The organism is Serratia sp. TSA_7, assembly GCF_052692135.1.
Map to the genome: position 1 here is coordinate 26249 of NZ_JBQZFU010000003.1, position 22629 is coordinate 48877.

Annotated in this window: 18 protein-coding genes and 3 tRNA genes; 13 read left to right on the top strand and 8 right to left on the bottom strand. The window is 57.5% G+C overall.

The features are described from left to right. Window positions 1-85: 85 nt before the first annotated feature. Genes frdD through frdA form a run of 4 tightly spaced genes read right to left on the bottom strand, consistent with a single transcriptional unit; the run spans window position 86 to window position 3388 of the window. Window positions 86-445, bottom strand: coding sequence for a fumarate reductase subunit FrdD (gene frdD / locus ACUTQW_RS12515; RefSeq protein ID WP_004952659.1), 360 nt, complete (start codon window positions 443-445; stop codon window positions 86-88). A 12-nt stretch (window positions 446-457) separates the two neighbouring features. Further along, entirely contained in the window at window positions 458-850 is a 393-nt protein-coding gene (gene frdC / locus ACUTQW_RS12520) for a fumarate reductase subunit FrdC (protein WP_004952662.1), read from the bottom strand. 14 nt (window positions 851-864) lie between these two features. Continuing rightward, the gene (locus ACUTQW_RS12525) at window positions 865-1599 is read right to left on the bottom strand and encodes a succinate dehydrogenase/fumarate reductase iron-sulfur subunit (protein ID WP_006323190.1); all 735 of its coding nucleotides are present in this window, start codon (window positions 1597-1599) and stop codon (window positions 865-867) included. Next, complete coding sequence (frdA, locus tag ACUTQW_RS12530) at window positions 1592-3388, bottom strand: fumarate reductase (quinol) flavoprotein subunit (protein WP_006323201.1); 1797 nt, start codon at window positions 3386-3388, stop codon at window positions 1592-1594. The genes ACUTQW_RS12525 and frdA overlap by 8 nt, the downstream gene beginning before the upstream one ends. Before the next feature lie 385 nt (window positions 3389-3773). Here frdA and epmA point away from each other — a divergent pair, with 385 nt between their 5' ends. Next, window positions 3774-4751, top strand: a complete 978-nt coding sequence (epmA, locus tag ACUTQW_RS12535; protein ID WP_006323202.1) for an elongation factor P--(R)-beta-lysine ligase — start codon at window positions 3774-3776, stop codon at window positions 4749-4751. A gap of 190 nt (window positions 4752-4941) precedes the next feature. Here epmA and mscM read toward each other — a convergent pair whose 3' ends face one another. The 3 genes from mscM to rsgA all read right to left on the bottom strand — a co-directional run bounded on the left by mscM (window position 4942) and on the right by rsgA (window position 10325). Next, on the bottom strand, window positions 4942-8289 hold the full coding sequence (mscM, locus tag ACUTQW_RS12540; RefSeq protein WP_020438316.1) for a miniconductance mechanosensitive channel MscM: 3348 nt from the start codon (window positions 8287-8289) through the stop codon (window positions 4942-4944). 13 nt (window positions 8290-8302) lie between these two features. After that, the gene (asd, locus tag ACUTQW_RS12545) at window positions 8303-9199 is read right to left on the bottom strand and encodes an archaetidylserine decarboxylase (RefSeq protein WP_006323217.1); all 897 of its coding nucleotides are present in this window, start codon (window positions 9197-9199) and stop codon (window positions 8303-8305) included. Window positions 9200-9275: 76 nt separating this feature from the next. Continuing rightward, on the bottom strand, window positions 9276-10325 hold the full coding sequence (rsgA, locus tag ACUTQW_RS12550; protein ID WP_004952676.1) for a small ribosomal subunit biogenesis GTPase RsgA: 1050 nt from the start codon (window positions 10323-10325) through the stop codon (window positions 9276-9278). Between the two features lie 184 nt (window positions 10326-10509). Between rsgA and orn the strand changes: the two genes are divergently transcribed. The 4 genes from orn to ACUTQW_RS12570 all read left to right on the top strand — a co-directional run bounded on the left by orn (window position 10510) and on the right by ACUTQW_RS12570 (window position 11606). Beyond that, entirely contained in the window at window positions 10510-11055 is a 546-nt protein-coding gene (orn, locus tag ACUTQW_RS12555) for an oligoribonuclease (RefSeq protein ID WP_004952679.1), read from the top strand. A gap of 204 nt (window positions 11056-11259) precedes the next feature. Next, window positions 11260-11335: transfer RNA gene (locus ACUTQW_RS12560), tRNA-Gly, on the top strand. 64 nt (window positions 11336-11399) lie between these two features. Next, window positions 11400-11475, top strand: a tRNA-Gly gene (locus ACUTQW_RS12565). Between the two features lie 55 nt (window positions 11476-11530). Continuing rightward, window positions 11531-11606: transfer RNA gene (locus tag ACUTQW_RS12570), tRNA-Gly, on the top strand. A 310-nt stretch (window positions 11607-11916) separates the two neighbouring features. On the opposite strand, the gene queG is transcribed toward ACUTQW_RS12570, so the two are convergent. Beyond that, window positions 11917-13056 carry a tRNA epoxyqueuosine(34) reductase QueG gene (gene queG / locus ACUTQW_RS12575; RefSeq protein WP_006323223.1) on the bottom strand — a complete coding sequence of 380 codons (1140 nt, stop codon included), beginning with the start codon at window positions 13054-13056 and terminating at the stop codon, window positions 11917-11919. Here queG and nnr point away from each other — a divergent pair. From nnr to hflK, 8 genes are all read left to right on the top strand, one after another. Next, window positions 13055-14566: a bifunctional ADP-dependent NAD(P)H-hydrate dehydratase/NAD(P)H-hydrate epimerase gene (gene nnr, locus ACUTQW_RS12580; RefSeq protein WP_006323225.1), complete on the top strand. Its 1512-nt coding sequence runs from the start codon at window positions 13055-13057 to the stop codon at window positions 14564-14566. The genes queG and nnr overlap by 2 nt on opposite strands. 14 nt (window positions 14567-14580) lie before the next feature. Further along, entirely contained in the window at window positions 14581-15051 is a 471-nt protein-coding gene (tsaE, locus tag ACUTQW_RS12585; protein WP_004952688.1) for a tRNA (adenosine(37)-N6)-threonylcarbamoyltransferase complex ATPase subunit type 1 TsaE, read from the top strand. Window positions 15052-15058: 7 nt separating this feature from the next. Next, on the top strand, window positions 15059-16666 hold the full coding sequence (gene amiB, locus ACUTQW_RS12590; protein WP_006323236.1) for an N-acetylmuramoyl-L-alanine amidase AmiB: 1608 nt from the start codon (window positions 15059-15061) through the stop codon (window positions 16664-16666). Window positions 16667-16688: 22 nt separating this feature from the next. Continuing rightward, window positions 16689-18563, top strand: coding sequence for a DNA mismatch repair endonuclease MutL (gene mutL, locus ACUTQW_RS12595; RefSeq protein WP_006323237.1), 1875 nt, complete (start codon window positions 16689-16691; stop codon window positions 18561-18563). Next, complete coding sequence (miaA, locus tag ACUTQW_RS12600; protein ID WP_006323238.1) at window positions 18556-19497, top strand: tRNA (adenosine(37)-N6)-dimethylallyltransferase MiaA; 942 nt, start codon at window positions 18556-18558, stop codon at window positions 19495-19497. The genes mutL and miaA overlap by 8 nt, the downstream gene beginning before the upstream one ends. A gap of 114 nt (window positions 19498-19611) precedes the next feature. After that, on the top strand, window positions 19612-19920 hold the full coding sequence (hfq, locus tag ACUTQW_RS12605; RefSeq protein ID WP_004952704.1) for an RNA chaperone Hfq: 309 nt from the start codon (window positions 19612-19614) through the stop codon (window positions 19918-19920). A 98-nt stretch (window positions 19921-20018) separates the two neighbouring features. Beyond that, window positions 20019-21299 (top strand): ribosome rescue GTPase HflX, encoded by a 1281-nt coding sequence (hflX, locus tag ACUTQW_RS12610; RefSeq protein WP_166728522.1) that lies wholly within the window; start codon window positions 20019-20021, stop codon window positions 21297-21299. A gap of 68 nt (window positions 21300-21367) precedes the next feature. After that, window positions 21368-22627 carry an FtsH protease activity modulator HflK gene (gene hflK, locus ACUTQW_RS12615; RefSeq protein WP_004952710.1) on the top strand — a complete coding sequence of 420 codons (1260 nt, stop codon included), beginning with the start codon at window positions 21368-21370 and terminating at the stop codon, window positions 22625-22627. Window positions 22628-22629 lie beyond the last annotated feature (2 nt).

The following is a 22629-nucleotide window of genomic DNA, read 5'->3' on the forward strand; positions in this document are numbered from 1 at the left end:
GGTTACTCCTGTATTACCGGGCTCAGATAAACAGTGTAGCCGAAAGCGAAGGTTGGCGGCCAACGGGGGCTGGCCGCCAAGGGGCTTACAGAGTGACTACCCCAATCAGAGTCACCACGCTGAGAATGGCCGCCAGGCCGTAGAACACCCATTTACCGGCCGGCACGTGAATTTTCAAATCGTGCATCGCATGGTGGATTCGGTGCAAACCGCACCACAGCGGCAGGATAATCATCAGCAGCAAGAACAGGCGGCCGATCAGGCTTTGGCAAAACGCCAGCACGCGGTCATAGCCCAGCGCGTCGCCGGGGAACAGGCCCAGCGGCAGCAGAATGCCGACCAGCAGCACGATGGCAGGCGCGACAATGGCTCCCCACATGCCGCCTGCGCCGAACAACCCCCAGAAAACCGGTTCGTCGGAGCGTTTAGGTGTTTGATTTATCATATTTCCTCCGGGTTACACCAAGGCTACGGCCAAAATGATCGCGCTGGCGACCAGCGTCACCACCCACAGTGCTTTCACTATCGGCCCTGGCCCCATTTTCTCGTTGTTGACCACGATATTGGCGGCTTTCGGCGCCAGATCGAACCAGGTTTTGGTATGCAGCAGCGCCGCCAGCAGGGCGATAACGTTAATCAGCAGCACCAGCGGGTTTTGCAGAAAACCGACGAAGCCGGCCCAGCTATCCACACCGCCTTTCAGCGAAAAAATGCCGTAAATCAGTACGATGCTGAACCACACCGCCAGCACCGAGGTGCTTTCACGCAGCATATAGAAGCGATAGAAACCGAGCTTTTGCCACCAGGTCGGCGTCATGGTGCGCACATAAGGCTTACGTTGTGTTGTCATTGCGGTTCTCTCCCTTATTGCGGCTTCAGCATGGCGATCATGAAGTCTTTGGCGCTTTCCACCTTGCCCTGCTGGATGGCAGCGGCCGGGTCGACGTGCTTTGGACACACTTCAGAGCAGTAACCGACAAAGGTACAGCTCCAGACGCCGTTCTGGCCGTTAAGCTGCGCCATGCGCTGCTTCTTGCCATGATCGCGGTTATCCAGGTTATAGCGGTGCGCCAGGGTGATCGCCGCCGGGCCGATAAATTCCGGGTTCAGACCGAACTGCGGGCAGGCGGCATAGCATAGACCGCAGTTGATGCAGCCGGAAAACTGGTGATATTTGGCCATTTGCGCCGGGGTTTGCACGTTAGGGCCATCTTCCGGTTTGCGGTTGTTGCCGATGATATAGGGCTTAATCGCCTCCAGGCTTTCGATAAAGTGGGTCATATCGACCACCAAATCGCGCTCGATCGGGAAATTGCCCAGCGCTTCCACCTTCATGCCGCCGGTGTATTCGCGCAGGAAGGTTTTGCAGGCCAGTTTCGGCACCCGGTTAACCATCATGCCGCACGAGCCGCAGATCGCCATGCGGCATGACCAGCGGTAGGAAAGGTCGGGTGCCAGGTTATCCTTGATGTAGCCCAGCGCATCGAGCAGCGAGGTTTGCTCGTCATAAGGCACTGCAAAGGTCTCGAAATGCGGCTCGGCGTCGCGTTCCGGGTTATAGCGCATGACCTCGATTTTCAGGGTGTTCATCTCAGCCATTTGCCTGCTCCTTGTCCTTTTTATCCTGCGCTTCGGCTTCTGCGCCGTACACACGTTTGGCCGGTGGCAATTTGGTGATCTTCACGTCGCTGTATTCCAGTCGCGGTGCACCATTCGGGTTATGGAACGCCAGCGTATGCTTCAGGAAGTTCACGTCGTCGCGTTCGGTACAGCCTTCGTCCAGGCGCTGGTGTGCGCCGCGCGATTCTTTACGGTTGAAGGCGGAGTGCGCCATGCATTCCGCCACGTCCAGCCCGTAGCCCAATTCGATGGTGTACAACAGGTCGGTATTGAACACGCTGGATCTGTCGGCGATTTTGACGCGCTTGAAGCGCTCTTTCAGTTCTGCCAGTTTATCGATGGTCTTTTGCATCAACTCCGGCGTGCGGTAGATGCCGCAACCTTCTTCCATCGACAAGCCCATTTCATCGCGGATTTTTGACCAATTCTCGTTGCCTTCCTGCTTCATCAGGTTGCTCAACCGGGCTTCGACATCACGGCCCTGAGCATCCAGTGCGCTCCCATTGGCCGGGTTGCTTTCCAGCGCGCGGCGGGCGGCGTTCTCGCCGGCTACGCGGCCGAACACCACCAGTTCCGCCAGCGAGTTAGAGCCGAGGCGGTTGGCGCCGTGCAGACCGACGGAAGAGCATTCGCCGACGGCGAACAGCCCTTTAATGCGGGTTTCGCAGTTCTGATCGGTTTCAATGCCGCCCATGGTGTAGTGCGCGGTCGGGCGTACCGGGATCGGCTCTTTCACCGGATCGACACCGACGTAAGCCTTCGCCAGCTCGCAGATGAACGGCAGACGTTCCAGCAGTTTCTTTTCTCCCAGATGGCGCAGATCCAGATAGACCACGTCGCCGCGCGGGGTGGCGATGGTGCGGCCGGCGCGCCATTCGTGCCAGAAGGCCTGCGAAACCTTGTCGCGCGGACCGAGTTCCATATATTTGTTTTTCGGTTCGCCCAGCGGCGTTTCCGGGCCCATGCCGTAATCTTGCAGGTAACGATAGCCGTCCTTGTTCACCAGAATGCCGCCTTCGCCACGGCAACCTTCGGTCATCAGGATGCCGGAGCCCGGCAGGCCGGTCGGGTGATACTGCACGAACTCCATATCGCGCAGCGGAATGCCGTGGTGGAACGCCATGCCCATGCCATCACCGGTGACGATGCCGCCGTTGGTGTTGTAGCGGTATACGCGCCCGGCGCCGCCCGTAGCCATGACCACCGCATTGGCGCGGATCTGCACGCGGGTGCCTTCCATCATGTTCATCGCCACCAGACCACGGACCTGGCCGTCATCCACCAGAATGTCCAGCACGAAGTGTTCGTCGAAACGCTGGATTTGCGGGTATTTGAGCGAGGTCTGGAACAGGGTGTGCAGCATATGGAAGCCGGTCTTGTCGGCGGCGAACCAGGTGCGTTCAATCTTCATGCCGCCAAAGCGGCGCACGTTGACCGAACCGTCCGGTTTACGGCTCCACGGGCAGCCCCACTGTTCAAGCTGCGCCATTTCACGTGGGCAGTTGTGGACGAAATGATCGACCACATCCTGCTCGCACAACCAGTCGCCACCGGCAACGGTGTCGTGGAAGTGGTAATCGAAGCTATCATGATCCTGAGTGACGGCGGCGGAGCCCCCTTCGGCGGCCACCGTATGGCTGCGCATCGGGTAGACTTTGGAAATCAGGGCGATTTTCAGTTGAGGGTTGGCTTCCGCTGCGGCTATCGCTGCACGTAAACCAGCACCCCCGGCCCCAATAATGGCAAGATCGGCGTTAAAGGTTTGCACTGCATTCCTCCAATATTCTTATTAAGAACGGCGAATTAAATATCTATGCTTAATATTTACAAAAACGCTTCGGGTACTAACTAATTGAACCGATTGATATTGCATAAAGACTGAGGATAGATATCTCCCACCAATTATGTGGAATTAACTATACCTAAAGTTAAGTAGAAGAAATTTGATGTGATCGATTGTTTTGTCTTTTAGCTGTTGGTTGGAGGAATTATTGCCTGCAAGGGATATTTAACGTTTATTCACCTTTTATTAACCTTATTGCTACTCGTTTGTGAGGAATTACCGCCGTTAAAGGCACCCGGCTGTTAAGAATTTGTTTGCATGCCTGGATACGAGTAGACTGCATCCCCTGTTTGATTTCGGAGTAATTACCATGAGCGAAACGGCAAGCTGGCAGCCAAGTGCACCCATCGCCAATTTGTTGAAACGCGCAGCGATCCTGACTGAGATCCGGCGTTTCTTCGCCGATCGTGGCGTATTGGAAGTTGAGACGCCAACCATGAGCCAGGCGACGGTTACCGATATCCACCTGTTCCCGTTCCAGACGCGTTTTGTCGGCCCGGGTGCGGCGGATGGCCTGACGCTGTACATGATGACCAGCCCGGAATATCACATGAAGCGCCTGCTGGCGGCAGGTAGCGGCCCGATCTATCAGATGGGGCGCAGTTTTCGTAATGAAGAGGCCGGTCGCCATCACAACCCGGAATTCACCATGCTGGAGTGGTATCGTCCACATTACGACATGTACCGGCTGATGAATGAGGTGGATGATTTGCTCCAGCAGGTGCTGGATTGCGGCAGTGCGGAAACCTTGTCCTATCAGCAGGCTTTCCTGCGCCATCTGGATATCGATCCGCTGTCGGCAGAGAAAGCGCAACTGCGTGAAGCGGCGGCCAAGCTCGATCTGAGCAACATTGCCGATACTGAAGAAGACCGCGATACGCTGCTGCAATTGTTGTTCACCGTCGGCGTGGAGCCTTACATCGGGCGTGACAAGCCGGCGTTCGTTTATCACTTCCCGGCCAGCCAGGCGTCATTGGCGGAGATCAGCACCGAAGATCACCGCGTGGCGGAGCGTTTTGAGGTGTATTTCAAGGGGATCGAACTGGCGAATGGCTTCCGCGAGCTGACCGACAGCCGCGAACAGCGCCAGCGTTTTGATCAGGATAACCGCAAACGTGCGGAACGCGGTCTGCCGCAGCACCCGATCGATAACAATCTGCTGGACGCTTTGCAGCACGGTATGCCGGAGTCTTCCGGCGTGGCGTTAGGGGTTGATCGGCTGGTCATGTTGGCGCTGGGTGCCGAGAGCCTGAGCGAAGTGCTTGCCTTCCCGGTAGGGCGCGCGTAACCGTATATCCGTCGTCTTTCAAGCCGCAGCGTTGTTACCTGCACTCGCTCACCCCAGTGACTTACTTAAGTAAGCGCCTGGGGATGAGCGAGCTGGGCGCCTAGCTGCAACTTGAAAGCCATAGGATATATTGTGGTGATAAAAGGGTTCGGTGTTGCATTGCACGCCGAACCCTTTTTGCATTATGCGCTTACAAGCCGCCCGATTCGCGCTTGGTGTTTGGCGGCGGCGTTGACGGTGGGGTGCGGCCATTGCTGGTCAGGCGCGACAGCGTTTCGCTGCGAACCTGGAACGGCGGGTACGGCAGGGTAATGCCGTGTTCGCGGTAGCCTGCCAGGATCAATTGGTGGATCTCGTGGCGCAACGGCATGCGATGGCCCATCTCGGCCGCGTAAATACGCATTTCGAAGATCTGAATACCCTGTTGCAGGTCGACCAGATAAACCTCCGGCGCCGGGTTGTCCAGCACCAGCGAGCAGCGTTCGGCGGCGTTGAGAAGGATCTTGGTCACCTCTTCGCTGTTGGCCTCGCCCGGGGCAGGCACGGTCAGCACCACACGGGTCAGGTTATCCGACAGCGACCAGTTGACGAACTGCTCGGTGATGAACGCCTTGTTCGGCACGATGATCTCTTTGCGATCCCAGTCCGAAATGGTGGTGGCGCGAGTGTTGATCTTGGTGACGGTGCCGGTCAGGTTTCTGATCGTCACGGTATCGCCGATGCGGATCGGTTTCTCAAACAAAATGATCAGGCCGGAGATGAAGTTGGAGAAAATCTCCTGCATGCCGAAGCCCAACCCGACGCTGAGCGCGGTCACGACCCACTGCAGCTTCGACCATTCGATACCGATCCAGGAAAAACTGAGGATGGCGCCGAACAGCAACAGCAGATACTTGGTAATGGTGGTGATGGCGTAGCCGGTGCCTGGCGTCAGATCCAGATGCTGCAACACCGCCAGCTCCAGCAGCGCCGGCAGGTTACGTACCAGTTGCATGGTGACGATCAGCACCAGTATGGCTATCAACACTGCGCCGAGCGTGATCGGATGCGCCGTTTCCACCCCGTTGACCGTCGAGGTCACGTCCCACAGGGAGATGTTTTCCAGGAAGGCGAAGGCGGAGTGGATCTCTGACCACAGCACAATCACCGACACCAGCGCGATCATCGTCAGAATCGAACGCACCAACCGCAACGACTGGGCGCTGATGGTATCCAGATCGATCTCCGAATCATCCACATCCATCGATCCTTCGGTGCTGTTTGGCGTGTGCGTCGTTTCCTCCTCGCCGCGTGCGCGCTGGGCCAGGATGTCGGCACGGCGCTGTTTGGCGCGGTCAAAGGCGATGCGTCGCCGTTGGATTAACATCCAGCGGCGAATAATGTGGTAGATCACCAGCAGGAAGAACCAGATCGCCACCGAAGTTTCCAACCGCGCCAGCAGCGCCTGTGAGGTGGTCAGGTAACCGACGGCGGAGGCCAGCGCGGCCAATAGTGGCGCTGAAAGCAGCAACCCCCACAGCGCGGTGTTGACCATGTTCTCGCCGGAGCCTTTCTTGTCGAGATACAGCGGAATGCCGGCGCGTTTGAGGCTCTTGGTGACGATGGCCAGCGCCAAACACAGCAAGATAAAGCACAGCCGCCCCAGGGTATTGGCAAACTCGCGCTCTTTCAGGCTGTCGAAGGTGATCAATGCCATGATCAACGGCACAATCAGCCAGATCGACATCTTGTAGTACCGCATGGCGCGCGAAACCTGTTTCACCGGCCAGCGGAAGTGCACGATAAACAGCCCTTGCGGATGTGCGAAGGCGGCGCAGATCATGCAGACCCACAGGATCGGCAGCGTTGCGGTGACCCCCTTGCCAATCGCCTCCGCCACGGGGTAGTTCCAGGCGCTCTGCAGGCCAAAACCGAGCGCGGCCCACAGTACCGGCAGCGGTAATGCCACCAGAATCGACCAGAACACGGTGCGCATCGTCAGGAAGAATTCGTCCTGCGTTACCTTGCCGACCCGGCTGTTGGCGCGTTCCAGGAAGGCGTGATAGTGCTTGCGTGAGCTGATGCTGAAAATCACCAGCAGCAGGGCGCCGAAAATCGGGATCAACGTTTCTTTGCTGGTCACCATCATCATGAAGGCACCGCCCAGCTGTGCCAGCGTATCCAGCGACAGCAGGCGTGTCAGATCGTGCGCCACGTTAATCGGATAAGACAGGGTGATCGGGTTGACGTCCGGGACCCAGAACAGATAACGGTGGGTGGCGTCTTTGATCTCGTTCAACGCCTCAATCAGCTGAGTGTTGGCCACTTTCAGCTTGGTCAGCTCGAGGATCTGGGTATCGCAACCGGAAAGCAGCGAATTCAGCAGCTCACGCTGGGTGCGCAGCTGTGCCTCAACGATACGCCGTTCCGCGCTGGTCAGTTCGCTGCCGTCGTCGCGTTTGAACTCGCGCTGCGACAGTTTCTCCAACTGGCTTTCAAACTGCAGGCGCTGTACACGCAGCTGGGCCATATCGCCATCCAGCTGCTGCGGCTTTGGCATTTCCGGCAGCGTCGCCACCTGGGCGCGCAGGGTTTCCCCCAACGCCGACGACGAACCGAGCCACTGCGCTTGTTCGATAATGGTGCTCAGCGCTTGACGTACCTGCAGCGTTTGCGCGGCGGCCTGGCGCTGCTGCGATGAGATCAGATCCATACGCTGCGCCTGATTGTTCAGGGCAGCGGAGAGTTCACGGTTGATCTGCAATTGTTGGCTGATGCTTTTCGGCAGGTCGCCGTTTTGTTCGGCCAGTTGCTCGGTTTTTTCGAGCGCCAGTTCGGCTTCGCGCTGGCGCTGGGCGTTAAGGTTGTTGCGCAGGGCCTGCAACTGAACGTCGATCTTCTCGTGGCGCTTTTTGTATACCTCGGCGCGCATCCGCGCCAACTCTTGGCGGTTGTTGGCCGACAGTTGCGCCAATTCCAACTCATCTACCTTGGCTTTGCGCGCCGCGGCTTCTGCCTGCAACAGCGCCAGAGCCGCCTGGGCATGCGGGGTCGTAGGGTTGGCGGGTTGGGCTTGCAGACGACGCTGTACTTCGGTGAGCGAGCGGCGGGCGTCGGTCTGCTGCTGCGGCAACTGGCCGAGCGAATCGCTGATCTCCCGCGTGCGCTCCTGTTCCTGTTGCAGCAGACGCGCCTGTTCCAGCAACAGGCTGCTGGTTTGCAGGATCTGTTGTTCCAGATCGCTGGCGGGCAGGTTGTCGCCATTTGGCAGGATTTTGTTGTCTTCCAGCGTCAGTTGACGGCGCAGTTCCTGCGTCATCTTCGGGAAATCATCGATCACCCGCTGATACTGTTCGGAGCGCGTCATCGACTCCTGGCGCTCCGACAGCCAGTTGAGGGCGCTCTGCAGCGCCTCGGTGGTTTCCGCCTGATTAGGCGCGTTTTTGTTGCTCTCTGCCTGCTTCAGCTCCTGTTTGAGCTGAGTCTCTGTGGGCACCGCAGCGGCCAGCACCGGTTGAGACAGTAAACAACCGAGCAATAGCGTGATAATCAGGCGCACGGCGTCAATTCCTTTAGATCTGCGGTGTTTCAGTGGCAGTTGGCGCAGCCGGGATTTCGGCGAAGGCTTCACCCATGCGGGTGACGGTACCGTTATTCAGCTGTGGAGCGAACTGCACGCTGCCTGGGGTAAACAGGTTGATGACCGTGGAGCCGAGCTTGAAGCGGCCCATTTCAGCGCCTTTTTCCAGTGCGATTGCGCCTTCAGCGCCTTCTGCCGGATAGGTCCAGCGTTTGATGATGCCTTCTCGCGGCGGCGTTACGGTGCCGGCCCAAACGGTTTCAATGCTGCCGACAATGGTGGCGCCCACCAGGATCTGCACCATTGGCCCAATGGCGGTATCAAATACGCAGATCACGCGTTCATTGCGCGCGAACAGGTTCGGCACGTTGGCGGCGGTCAGCGGGTTCACGGAGAACAGATCGCCCGGTACATAAATCATTTCACGCAGCACGCCGGCGCACGGCATGTGGACGCGGTGATAATCACGTGGTGCCAGGTAAGTGGTGGCGAACAGACCGTTACGGAAGGGCTCCGCCAGCATGTAGTTGCCGGCCAGCAGCGCTTCCAGGCTGTAATGATGGCCTTTGGCCTGGAAGATCTGGTCTTCGCGGATCGGGCCGAGCTGGCTGATAGCGCCGTCGGCAGGCAGCGCCAGCCAGTTGGCTTCGCCGATGATGGGACGTGCGCCGTCACGCAACGGGCGAACGAAGAATTCGTTAAAGGTGGCATAGGAGGACAGCTCTGGCTGTTGCGCTTCCTGCATATTCACACGGTAGTAGCGGGCGAACCCCTTCAGGACAAGCTGGGTGAGCCAACCGGCCTGTTTGTCTGCGCCCCAGCCGGCCAGACGGGTCAGCGCCAGCTTCGGCAACCAATACTGCAATTTAATTTTGATGCTATCCAGCACGTTAACCTCTTGAATCAGGGTAAAGGGCGCGCATTGTAACGGTGGCGCCGCCACTGTCAACGCCCGCCCGCAACGATCAGTCTGCGGCGTCCGTGAGGTTTTTGCGAACCTTCACTTGCGCCATGCTTTCCAGAATGCGGTGGTAGTTATCGAAACGCTCTTTTGCGATATCGCCTTTTTCCACCGCCGCGCGGATGGCGCAGCCTGGGTCGGTGTCGTGGCGGCAGTCGCGGAATTTACAACCGCCTAAATAGTCACGGAATTCGACATAGGCTTGGGTGATTTGTTCCGGATCCAGATGCCACAGACCAAATTCACGGACACCCGGAGAGTCGATCACATCGCCGCCGTGCTGGAAGTGGTACAGCCGCGCGGCGGTGGTGGTATGTTGCCCCAGGCCGGAGACATCGGAAACCTGATTTACCAGAATTTGCTTATCGCTTGGCGGCAGCAGGGCATTCAGCAGGCTGGATTTGCCCACACCGGACTGGCCGGCGAAGATACTGATACGATCGGCCAACGCCTGTTCAAACGCTTCCATGCCTTCGCGCGTCTGGCTGGAGACTTCCAGCACTCGATAACCGATATGGCGGTAAATCGCCATCATGCCGTCGACCACCTTGCGTGCCGGCGGATCCAGCAGATCGATTTTGTTCAGAACGATCAGCGGTTCGACCTCGAGCGTTTCGCACGCCACCAGGTAGCGATCGATCATATTCAGCGAAAGCTCCGGCAGGATCGCCGAAACGATAACGATCTGATTGATATTGGCGGCGATCGGCTTCACGCCGTCGTAGAAATCGGGGCGGTTCAGCACCGAGGTGCGTTCATGCACCGCCTCGACGATGCCCTTGACCCCTTCATGGGCCCCCACGCCGGGACGCCACACTACGCGATCGCCGGTTACCAGCGAACGTAACGTGCGGCGAATGTTGCAGCGATGCTGGGTGCCATCTGCGGCTTCAACATCGGCGTGCATGCCGAAACGGCTGATAACGATGCCGTCTTGCGGCTCGCCCAGTTGGGAATCATCCAGTTCCGGTTTGTTATCAGTGCGCTTCAGGCGACGCTGATGGTTCGCCTGTACGCGGCGTTGTTGACCTTTGGACAGTTTGTTCTTAGTCACTGCGCCTCACTTGAATCGGCTTTTATCGCTCGTGGCGACCAAAAAGGCTATGATACACGCTATTTTATATTAAATAACCGTTGTTAGCCGCTACGCACCGCGTATCGCCGCCGGCAAACAGCCAGCGCCGGTCGCCGCCTTGCCCACGCTTTGTTTATCTTTCGGCTTTTACGCAGGAAATATCATGACAGGAAACGAAAACAACCTGATTTGGATCGATCTGGAGATGACCGGGTTGGATCCGGAGCGCGATCGCATTATCGAGATCGCCACGCTGGTCACTGACGCCAATCTGAACATTCTTGCTGAGGGGCCGACCATCGCCGTCCATCAATCCGACGAACAGCTCGGCCTGATGGATGACTGGAACGTGCGTACCCATACCGGCAGCGGGCTGGTGGAGCGGGTGAAGGCCAGTCGCTTCGACGATCGCGCCGCTGAACTGGAAACCATCGCCTTCCTCCAGCAATGGGTGCCGGCGGGCAAATCGCCAATCTGCGGCAATAGCGTCGGTCAGGATCGCCGTTTCCTGTTCCGCTATATGCCCGAGCTTGAAGCCTACTTCCATTACCGTTATCTGGACGTCAGTACGCTGAAAGAGCTGGCACGCCGCTGGAAACCGCAAATTCTCAGCGGCTTTAAAAAGCAGGGGACCCACCAGGCGATGGATGATATCCGCGAGTCCGTGGCTGAACTGGCCTATTACCGCGAGCATTTCATCCAATTGTGATGGCGGCTCAGGCCCCTTTGGGGGCCCTATACTGTGAAAGCACTCGATTCCGCCGCTTAATTAGCCAGTTTGGCGCTTTAATCGGCAATCAAACAAAAATCGCGTTTTTTTGCTTTCAGGGGCTTGCGACAAAAAGGATTTCTCGTATAATGCGCACCCCGTACCGATGAAGAATTTCGTTTAGTTCCGACATCGATACGCCGGGCGGGAATAGCTCAGTTGGTAGAGCACGACCTTGCCAAGGTCGGGGTCGCGAGTTCGAGTCTCGTTTCCCGCTCCAAATTCAACAATGCTGCTTATGCGGCGTGATGAATAAAAAAAGTATCAAGCAGTACCCATGCGACGCGGGAATAGCTCAGTTGGTAGAGCACGACCTTGCCAAGGTCGGGGTCGCGAGTTCGAGTCTCGTTTCCCGCTCCAAAAAATTCAAAGGCCATGTTGTTGTTTGATGGCCAGGTGCTCAAAGCATCTCAATGCGGGAATAGCTCAGTTGGTAGAGCACGACCTTGCCAAGGTCGGGGTCGCGAGTTCGAGTCTCGTTTCCCGCTCCAATTTTATCTTCGATTAAACTCAGTTCAACGCCTTTGCCGGCGGGGCTCTTTGTCTCTCCATACACACCCTGTCGAAATGTTGTGAACAGAGTTATCCACAGATAGCGCTCATAATACCCTCAGTTCAAAAAATCAACACCACCGAAATCAAATATGTAATTTATTGATTTATAGCTATATTTTTTTATAAGAAAACGTTATGCCGATCACTTGCTCTTTTTGTTGCAGTTGAAAGACAAAGCATTTTTATTTTTATGCACAAATCCACAGAGCGACTATCGGGGTCTGGACAACGGATCCGGCAGGGGTTTTAGGCATCCCTCGGTAATCCTTTTTCCACGGCCCGTATCAATCGTTTTTTCTGCGTTGTCTGCACTTCTATGCCCTGCGCTTCACGTCGCGCCAACTGCTGCTCAAGCGCCCAGTCAATATGCTCGTCCAGCATGGGGTCCTGGCTCAGCCTGGAGCGTAGCGCTATCACCACGGCATCCTGATAAGGGGCATTGCCCAGCGCTACGGCGATATTGCGCAGCCAGCGCAAATGGCCGATACGCCGAATGGCGGAACCTTCGGTAATGCGCAGGAATTTCTCTTCCGTCCAGCCGAACAGTTCAATCAACTGAGGCGCATGAAGCGCAGCACGCGGGCTGAAATCATCTTCGTCGGTGAGCTGGGAGAAGCGATTCCACGGGCAGATAAGCTGGCAGTCATCACAGCCGTAAATGCGGTTACCCAGCAATGGGCGGAACTCTTCCGGGATGGCACCCTCAAGCTCGATGGTCAGGTAGGAGATACAGCGGCGCGCGTCCACGGTGTAAGGCGCGACAATCGCACCGGTTGGGCAGGTGGTGATGCAGGCGACGCAGCGGCCACACTGTTCCGGCTGTGGTTCATCCACCGGTAGCGGCAGATCGATCAGCAGTTCTCCGAGAAAGAACCAGGAACCGGCTTCGCGATTGAGAATAAGTGAGTGTTTACCAACCCAGCCGATGCCGGCCTTGGAGGCCAATGCACGCTCCATCACTGGCGCCGAATCGACAAAGGGACGAAAGTTCAGCTCGCCGCAGTAGGCCTGGATCTGGTCGCCGAGCTTTTTCAGCCGCTGGCGCAGCAATTTATGATAGTCCCGCCCCAGCGCATAGCGGCTGACGTAACCCAATTGCGGATTATTCAGGGTGCTGGCAAAGGCCGCTTTCGCCGGCAGGTAGTTCATGCGCACGCTGATCACCCGCAGCGTACCGGGCAGCAGCTCATGCGGCCGTGCGCGCAGCATGCCGTGGCGCGCCATCCACTCCATTTCGCCGTGGTATTGCTTGTCCAGCCATGCCTGCAACTTGGGTTCTTCGGCGCTCAGATCGGTATCACAAATGCCTACCTGCTGGAATCCTAGCGATTGCCCCCATTGCTTGATATGTTGGGCGAGTTGATTGAGATCGAGGGGGTGCGTCATGACGGGCCACAGTGAAAAACAATACACCGACAGTTTATCACACTCTGTCTGGTCTGCGGACGGGATCCGACAGGCAGAACCTGCCGCCGCCGCCTCGCTCGGCATTTCACTCTACGATTTGATGCAGCGTGCCGGTGAGGCGGCTTACGCCCTGGCACGCGACCAATACCCGGCAGGCAGCCATTGGCTGGTACTGTGCGGCCACGGCAACAACGGCGGCGACGGTTACGTGGTCGCCAGACTGGCTGCTGCAGCCGGCGTAAAGATTACGTTGATTGCCTGCGAGGGCGCGCGGTCCTTACCCGTTGAGGCTGCCGCCGCCCGGCAGGCCTGGTTGAACGCCGGGGGTGAAATTCATCCGGCTGACAGCCGCTGGCCGGAAAGTATCGATCTGATTATCGATGGCCTGCTCGGCACCGGGTTGGGGACCGCACCGCGAGCGCCTTACAATGCCTTGATTGAGGCCGCTAACCGCAGTTCAGCGCCGGTTATCGCACTTGATATCCCCTCAGGCCTGCTGGCCGAAAGTGGCGCTACGCCTGGTGCGGTCATCCGCGCTACGCACACCGTCACCTTTATCGCCCTAAAACCGGGCCTGTTAACCGGCCAGGCCCGCGATTGGGTCGGGCAACTTCATCAGAGTACGCTAGGATTATCTGGCTGGCTGGCGAGGCAACCGGCGCAGATTCATCGGGTTACCGCAGAATCTCTGGCGTTGTGGCTGAAGCCGCGCCGCCCTTGTTCGCACAAGGGCGAGCAAGGGCGTTTACTGTTGGTGGGCGGCGATCACGGCTTTGGCGGGGCGATACGTATGGCGGCAGAGGCCGCACTGCGCAGCGGCGCAGGCCTGGTGCGAGTGCTCACTCACATTGAGCATGTCGGGCCGCTGCTTACCGCCCGTCCTGAGTTGATGGTGCAACGTCTGAGCGACGATACGCTGCAACAGGCGCTCAATTGGGCGGATGTGGTGGTGGTGGGGCCGGGACTGGGCCAGGGCGAATGGGGTCGGAATGCACTGAAAGTGCTGCAAGCCAGTGATAAACCGGCGTTATGGGATGCCGATGCGCTGAACTTGCTGGCATTAAATCCCGAGAAGCGTCAGAATCGCGTGATTACCCCGCACCCTGGGGAGGCTGCACGCTTATTGGGGTGCAGTACCGCTGATATTGAGAGTGATCGCTTACTTGCAGTGCGCAAACTGGCGGCGCATTACGGTGGCGTGGCGGTGTTGAAAGGCGCCGGTACGCTGATCGCGGATGAGCAGGGCCAGATGGCGATCGCGGACGTCGGTAATGCGGGCATGGCCTCCGGTGGTATGGGCGACGTGCTGTCGGGCATTATCGGTGGTTTGCTGGGGCAAAAGCTCTCGCTGTATGATGCAGCCTGCGCGGGGTGTGTCGTGCATGGCGCTGCGGCCGATCGCGTGGCGGCAAGACAAGGAACAAGAGGGATGCTGGCGAGCGATCTATTGCCGGAAATCCCTTATTACGTTAATCCTGAGTTGGCATAAATAGAAACTATCGAATGAAAGAACTCGTTTTACCTCTGCCGGATGAGGCAGCGACTGTCGCATTGGGTGCCGCCTTGGCCAAGGCGTGCGATCGCGCCAGCGTAATTTATCTTTACGGTGACTTGGGCGCCGGTAAAACCACCTTCAGCCGTGGTTTCCTGCAGGCTTTGGGGCACCAGGGCAATGTTAAAAGCCCAACCTATACGCTGGTGGAGCCGTATGCGCTGTTGCCACTGGCGGTATACCATTTTGATTTGTATCGGTTAGCCGATCCGGAAGAACTCGAATTTATGGGCATTCGCGATTATTTTGCGCAGGATGCCATTTGCCTGGTGGAATGGCCGCAGCAGGGCACTGGCGTGTTGCCGGATCCGGATCTGGAGCTGCACCTCAGCTATCAGGATCAGGGGCGAGAGGCAAAAATTCAGGCGGTTTCCGCCTACGGTAGCCAGCTTTTAGACCGTATCCACGGGCCACAGGAATGACGCCGCAATGACGTATGCGTTGAAAAAATTACTCGTAATCACCCTGATCGCCGTATTGGGGCCTTTTGGTGTGGCCAGTGCGCTGGCGGCATCGTCGCTGTCTGATATCAAAGTGTCCAATGCCCAGCGAGAAGCCACGGTATCGGTGAGCTTCAATGGTCCGCCGGATTACGCCTTCTTCCCGCTGCATGGCCCGGACCGCGTGGTCTTGGACGTTAACCAGAAAGGCAAGGTTGGCGGCCTGCCGCTGAGTTTTAGCGGACAGAACCTGGTAAAAAGCATCCGTTCCAGTACGCCGAAAGACGCTCAGAGCGTGCGGTTGGTGTTTGATCTGACTCAGCGCTCGAAAACTCGCGTCGCTACGCGCCAGAACGGCGGCATTTATACCGTCGTATTTACCATTGCCGCCGAGGGCAGCGCCAACACCAATGTGGTGCGCAGAACGCCGGCGGCCATTCCCGCGCCGGCCCCTGTAGTGGTCCGCGACCCGGTACGCAAAGCGCCGGTGATGAGTGAACCTGAATCCGAATCCGAAGCTGAATCGGCACCGGTGCGAAGAGCGCCGAGCGGCTCGAATCCTTTCACCAATAAGCCGACTGTAGTATCGGGCACCGCATCGGAAATTACGCCGCGCAGCAGCCGCGTTTCCGTGGGTTCCGGCGATCGGGTGGTGGTGGCGATTGATGCCGGTCACGGCGGGCAGGATCCGGGCGCTATCGGCCCGAACGGCCTGAAAGAGAAAAATGTTACCATCGGCATCGCGCGCCGTTTGCAGGCCATGTTGGATGCCGATCCGCAGTTCAAACCGGTGCTGACGCGTACCGGCGATTACTTCATCTCGGTGATGGGGCGTTCTGACGTGGCGCGTAAACAGGGTGCCAACGTGCTGGTCTCCATTCATGCTGACGCCGCGCCAAACCGCAGCGCCAACGGGGCCTCGGTTTGGGTGCTGTCCAATCGCCGGGCCAACAGTGAGATGGCAGGCTGGCTGGAACAGCATGAGAAACAGTCTGAGCTGCTTGGCGGTGCGGGTGATTTGCTGGCTAACAGCCAGGCCGATCCTTACCTGAGCCAGGCGGTGCTGGATTTGCAGTTCGGCCACTCGCAGCGAGTGGGCTACGATGTTGCGGTAAAAGTCCTGCAGCAATTGCAAAGCGTGGGTTCATTGCATAAACGCCGCCCGGAACACGCCAGCCTTGGCGTGCTGCGTTCGCCGGACATCCCATCATTGCTGGTGGAAACAGGGTTTATCAGTAATAGCACGGAGGAGCGGCTGCTAGGCAGTAGCGCGTATCAGGATAAAATTGCCAGGGCGATCCACAATGGCCTGCGCAGTTATTTCCTGGCGCATCCGCTACAAGCCGACCCAAAGGTGGAAAACCGTCCGCTGGACGTCGCAGCGGCGGTTAACACTTCAGCCCCGACCCCAACCCGCACGGTCGCCAAGGCGAAATCCAGCGTGAAGAAAGCGTCAAAACATAAAGTGACGCGCGGTGATACGTTGTCATCCATTGCTTCCCGTTATGGCGTCAGCGTCAGCGATCTGAAGCGCGTGAATAAACTGAAGTCGGACGTCGCGCCGCTGGATCGGACGCTGACCATTCCGCAGGCCTAGCGCCAACATGACAGGAGCCAGTATGCCCATCCAGGTGTTACCGCCACAGCTCGCCAACCAGATTGCCGCCGGCGAAGTGGTCGAACGGCCTGCGTCGGTGGTGAAAGAGCTGGTGGAAAACAGCCTGGATGCCGGGGCGACGCGCATCGATATCGACATCGAACGCGGCGGCGCCAAGCTGATCCGCATCCGCGATAACGGCTGCGGTATTGGCAAGGAAGATCTGGCCCTGGCGTTGGCTCGTCACGCCACCAGTAAGATCAGTACCCTCGACGATTTGGAAGCGATTGTCAGCCTTGGTTTCCGCGGCGAGGCGCTGGCCAGCATCAGTTCGGTTTCCCGTTTGACGCTCACCTCACGCACGGCAGAACAAAGCGAAGCCTGGCAGGCTTATGCCGAAGGCCGCGATCAGGCGGTGACGGTCAAGCCGGCGGCGCACCCGATAGGCAGCACGCTGGAAGTGCTGGATTTGTTCTACAACACCCCGGCGCGCCGCAAGTTTATGCGCACCGAGAAAACCGAATTTGGTCATATTGATGAAGTCGTGCGGCGCATCGCGCTGGCGCGTTTCGATGTGGCGATAAACCTCAGCCACAACGGCAAACTGATCCGCCAATACCGCGCAGCGAAAGACGAGAGCCAGCATGAACGCCGTCTGGGCAGCATTTGTGGGCCGGCATTTTTGCAGCATGCGTTGAACATCTCCTGGCAACACGGCGATCTGACCATTCGCGGTTGGGTGGCCGATCCCGCCGGCGCCCGCCAACTGGGCGAAATGCAGTATTGTTACGTCAACAGCCGCATGATGCGCGATCGCCTGATCAACCACGCCATTCGTCAGGCTTATCAGGATCAATTAAAAGATGAGCAGCAGCCCGCTTATGTGCTGTATCTCGAAGTAGATCCTCATCAGGTCGACGTGAATGTTCATCCAGCCAAGCATGAGGTGCGTTTCCATCAGGCGCGGTTGGTACATGATTTTATCTATCAGGCGGTAACCACCGTGCTGCAGCAGGTTGGCACTGCGCCGTTGCCGTTGGCGGATGAACAGGACCAGGAACCCGCTCCGGCCTGGCAGCCGGAAAACCGCGTCGCTGCCGGCGGCAACCATTTCTCGCAGCCTGCGCCACGCCGCGAGGTTCAACCAGCTGCACCTGCGGTTGCGCGCGAACCTGCGCCGCAGCCGGCCTATCACGCGGGCAGCGGTTATCAAAAGCGCGAAGGTGAGCTGTATGGCAAGCTGCTGCAGGCCGCTCCCGCCGCCGAACCGCACCAGGAAACGCCGAAACAGCCGCTGTTCCCACCGGTGAAAATCGAGCGGGAAACACCGCTGGCGGGCAGCCAGCACAGCTTTGGTCGGGTACTGATGATTCACCCACCGTGCTACGCGCTGATAGAAAGCCGCCAGCAACTGAGGTTGCTGAACCTGCCGGTGGCTGAACGCTGGCTGCGTCAGGCGCAGCTTAGCCCATCGGAAGAGGGCCTGCGGCCACAGCCGTTGTTGATTCCCATCAAGCTGACGTTGAACAAAAACGAGGTGGCTGCCTGCGTACGCCACCAACCGCTGCTGGTCAAAATGGGGCTGGATCTGCAGTCGGATCATGGGCGTGTGACGCTGCGCGCAGTACCTTTACCATTACGCCAACAAAATTTACAAAAACTGATACCCGAACTGTTAGGCTATCTGGCCGAGCATCAGGAGATGTCGCCCGCGGTGTTAGCCACCTGGATCGCCCGCCATTTAGGCAGCGAGCACGAACAGTGGAACACCTCGCAAGCGATACAATTGCTGACCGACGTTGAACGACTTTGCCCGCAGCTGGTCAAATCACCTCCGAGCGGACTTTTACAACCTGTTGATTTACAGGCTGCACTGACAGCCCTTAAGCATGATTGAAACTGAAATGACACCACGTCCCCCGGCTATTTTTATCATGGGGCCGACCGCCTCCGGCAAAACCGCTCTGGCGATCGCGCTGCGTGAGCGCCTGCCTGTGGAACTGATCAGCGTGGATTCCGCACTGATTTATCGCGGTATGGATATCGGCACCGCCAAGCCGAGCGCCGAAGAGCTGGCGCAGGCTCCGCACCGGCTGATTGACATCCGCGATCCCGCAGAAGCCTACTCCGCAGCGGATTTTCGTGCCGACGCGTTGAAAGAGATGGCGGCGATTACCGCCGCAGGCCGCATCCCGCTGCTGGTGGGGGGCACCATGCTCTACTTCAAGGCGCTGTTGGAAGGATTATCGCCGCTGCCCTCCGCCGATCCGGCAGTGAGAGAACGCATCGAACAGCAGGCGGCTGAGCAGGGTTGGGACGTTTTACACCGTCAGTTACAAGAGATTGACCCGGTTGCGGCAATGAGAATTCATCCGAATGATCCGCAGAGACTGTCCAGAGCACTGGAAGTTTTTTTTATTTCGGGTAAAACTTTAACGGAACTGACTAAAATTTCGGGTGAATCGTTGCCGTATCATGTTCACCAATTTGCGATAGCGCCGACCAGCCGTGAGTTGATCCATCAACGAATCGAGCTGCGGTACCATCAAATGTTGGCGGCAGGTTTTGAGACGGAAGCGCGTGCACTTTTTGCACGGGGTGATTTGCATACGGATTTGCCTTCCATTCGCTGTGTCGGTTATCGCCAGATGTGGTCATATTTGTCTGGCGAAATTAGTTACGATGAGATGGTTTATCGTGGTATTTGCGCAACGCGTCAGTTGGCCAAGCGCCAAATGACCTGGTTACGGGGCTGGAACTCGGTACATTGGCTGGACAGCGAGAAGCCGGGAGAGGCTTTGGACTCGGTAATACAGGTTGTTAGTGCATAGGTTGAGTGATTGTGTACAATTGATGAGTATTCAGCGCGCAAATTTTTTAGGTCGTTTATTTTAGAGCCGACAGGTTCTTAGTTACAAACAACAAGCAAATAAGGAAAAGATAGAATGGCTAAGGGGCAATCTTTGCAAGATCCGTTCCTGAACGCATTGCGTCGTGAACGTGTTCCGGTTTCTATTTATTTGGTGAATGGTATTAAGCTGCAAGGCCAGATTGAGTCTTTTGACCAGTTTGTCATCCTGTTGAAAAACACGGTGAGCCAGATGGTTTATAAGCACGCTATCTCTACCGTTGTTCCGTCACGCCCGGTTTCGCACCATAGCAACAATCCGAGCGCCGGCACCAGTAACTATCACCATGGTAACAACCCGTCTGCGCCGCAACAGCCGCAGCAGGAAAGCGATGACGCTGAATAAAGCGCGTTGCGAGTCAACCATGACGGGGAGCATAAGCAGCCATGGGCTGTTTATGTCCCCCAAACTCGCGGTTTTTGTCCGTTTGAGAGGTTGCACGCTTGTTTGACCGTTATGAAGCCGGTGAGCAGGCCGTCCTGGTTCATATCTATTTCTCGCAAGACAAAGATACGGAAGATCTCAGTGAGTTCGAGTCCCTGGTGTCCTCCGCGGGTGTTGAAGCTTTGCAAGTGGTTACTGGTAGCCGCAAAGCCCCACATCCCAAGTACTTTGTAGGCGAAGGAAAGGCCGAAGAAATTGCAGATGCGGTAAAAGCCAGTGGCGCATCTGTTGTCCTGTTTGATCATTCCCTTTCCCCGGCGCAGGAGAGAAATCTTGAACGCCTGTGTGAATGCCGGGTGATCGATCGCACCGGGTTGATTCTAGACATCTTTGCCCAGCGTGCCCGTACTCATGAAGGTAAGCTGCAGGTAGAGCTGGCGCAGTTGCGTCATATCGCCACGCGTCTGGTTCGTGGCTGGACGCACCTTGAGCGCCAAAAAGGGGGGATTGGCCTGCGCGGGCCGGGGGAAACCCAGTTAGAGACCGACCGTCGTCTGTTACGCGACCGTATCAGCTTGATTTTGCGCCGCCTGGAGCGGGTAGCCAAGCAGCGTGAACAGGGCCGACGTGCGCGTACCCGTGCTGACGTGGCGACCGTATCGCTGGTGGGCTACACCAACGCCGGCAAATCTACCCTGTTTAACCGAATAACGTCTGCCGATGTGTATGCGGCGGACCAGCTATTTGCCACCCTGGATCCCACTTTGCGCCGTATTGACGTGGCGGACGTGGGCGATACCGTGTTGGCGGATACCGTAGGCTTTATCCGGCACCTGCCGCACGATCTGGTCGCCGCCTTCAAGGCGACGCTGCAGGAAACGCGCCAGGCGTCTCTGCTGTTACATGTAATCGACGCCGCGGATACTCGCGTCGATGAAAACATTGAAGCGGTAAACACCGTGCTGGCAGAGATTGAATCGGATGAGATCCCTACACTGTTAGTGATGAACAAAATAGATATGCTGGATGATTTTGTTCCGCGTATCGACCGCAACGATGAAAACTTACCGATCCGGGTGTGGCTGTCCGCCGCCAGCGGTGAAGGTATCCCGTTGCTGTATCAGGCGTTGACGGAGCGCTTATCGGGGGAAATCGCACAATATGAGCTGCGCTTACCGCCACAGGCAGGCCGTCTTCGTAGCCGTTTTTACCAGCTTCAGGCAATTGAGAAAGAGTGGAACGAAGAAGACGGCAGCATCGGCATGGTGATTCGTATGCCAATTGTCGAATGGCGTCGCCTCTGTAAACAGGAACAGGACCTGATTAACTTTATAGTATGATCATATCCTGTTACATTTGAGCTTCGCGTAAGCCTGAAGTACCCAATCACAGAATATGGAGCTAAAACATGGCGTGGAATCAGCCCGGTAATAACGGACAGGACCGCGACCCGTGGGGGAGCAGCAATAATAATGGCGGCAACTCTGGCGGTAACAATAAAGGCGGTCGCGAGCAAGGACCTCCTGATTTGGACGATATCTTCCGCAAGCTGAGCAAAAAACTGAGCGGCTTGGGCGGGGGCAAAGGTTCCAACAGCAATAATGGTGGTGGCACCGGTACCTCAGGTCCGGGTTTCAGCAGCCGTATTATCGGCATTGCTGCGGTTGCGGTGGTGGTGATTTGGGCCGCCAGCGGCTTCTACACCATCAAAGAAGCCGAACGCGGCGTAGTCACCCGTTTTGGCAAGTTCAGCCACCTGGTGCAACCGGGTCTGAACTGGAAGCCGACCTTCATCGACGAAGTTCGTCCGGTCAACGTGGAGTCCGTGCGTGAACTGGCGGCTTCCGGCGTGATGCTGACTTCCGATGAGAACGTGGTGCGCGTGGAAATGAACGTGCAGTACCGCGTGACCAACCCGGAAGCGTATCTGTTCAGCGTGACCAGTGCCGATGACAGCTTAAGCCAGGCCACCGACAGTGCCCTGCGTGGCGTTATCGGCAAGTACACCATGGACAAGATCCTGACCGAAGGCCGTACTATCGTACGTAGCGATACCCAACGCGTGCTGGAAGAGACCATTCGTCCGTACAACATGGGGATCACGTTGCTGGACGTCAACTTCCAGGCAGCCCGTCCGCCGGAAGAGGTGAAAGCCGCATTTGACGATGCGATTGCCGCGCGTGAGAACGAGCAGCAGTACATCCGTGAGGCAGAAGCTTACGCCAACGAAGTTCAGCCACGTGCTAACGGCCAGGCGCAGCGTCTGTTGGAAGATGCCAAGGCGTATAAAGATCGTACCGTCCTGGAAGCTCAGGGTGAGGTAGCGCGCTTTGCCAAACTGTTGCCGGAATACAAGTCCGCACCGGAAATTACCCGTGAGCGTCTGTATATCGAAACCATGGAAAAAGTCCTGAGCCACACCCGCAAGGTGCTGGTCAATGACAAAGGCAACAATCTGATGGTGTTACCGCTTGAGCAAATGCTGCGTGGCCCGGCCGGCACGGCGGGGGAAGGCAATAAAGACACCAGCCTGATTCGTCTCAACCCCGCTCCGTCCGCCAGCAGCGGCGCCAGCTCGAACAGCCAGCGTAGCAACAGCGGCTCGGTCATGGACCAACGTCGGGCTAATGCGCAGCGTGACGACACCACTCGCGTAGGGAGAGAATAATC

Coding starts and splice junctions, on each gene's coding strand:
- frdD (WP_004952659.1), bottom strand. CDS start 445: ATGATAAATCAAACACCTAAACGCTCCGACGAACCGGTTTTCTGGGGG.
- ACUTQW_RS12525 (WP_006323190.1), bottom strand. CDS start 1,599: ATGGCTGAGATGAACACCCTGAAAATCGAGGTCATGCGCTATAACCCG.
- amiB (WP_006323236.1), top strand. CDS start 15,059: ATGACGTATGCGTTGAAAAAATTACTCGTAATCACCCTGATCGCCGTA.
- frdC (WP_004952662.1), bottom strand. CDS start 850: ATGACAACACAACGTAAGCCTTATGTGCGCACCATGACGCCGACCTGG.
- epmA (WP_006323202.1), top strand. CDS start 3,774: ATGAGCGAAACGGCAAGCTGGCAGCCAAGTGCACCCATCGCCAATTTG.
- miaA (WP_006323238.1), top strand. CDS start 18,556: ATGATTGAAACTGAAATGACACCACGTCCCCCGGCTATTTTTATCATG.
- queG (WP_006323223.1), bottom strand. CDS start 13,056: ATGACGCACCCCCTCGATCTCAATCAACTCGCCCAACATATCAAGCAA.
- hfq (WP_004952704.1), top strand. CDS start 19,612: ATGGCTAAGGGGCAATCTTTGCAAGATCCGTTCCTGAACGCATTGCGT.
- hflK (WP_004952710.1), top strand. CDS start 21,368: ATGGCGTGGAATCAGCCCGGTAATAACGGACAGGACCGCGACCCGTGG.
- mutL (WP_006323237.1), top strand. CDS start 16,689: ATGCCCATCCAGGTGTTACCGCCACAGCTCGCCAACCAGATTGCCGCC.
- nnr (WP_006323225.1), top strand. CDS start 13,055: ATGACGGGCCACAGTGAAAAACAATACACCGACAGTTTATCACACTCT.
- tsaE (WP_004952688.1), top strand. CDS start 14,581: ATGAAAGAACTCGTTTTACCTCTGCCGGATGAGGCAGCGACTGTCGCA.
- orn (WP_004952679.1), top strand. CDS start 10,510: ATGACAGGAAACGAAAACAACCTGATTTGGATCGATCTGGAGATGACC.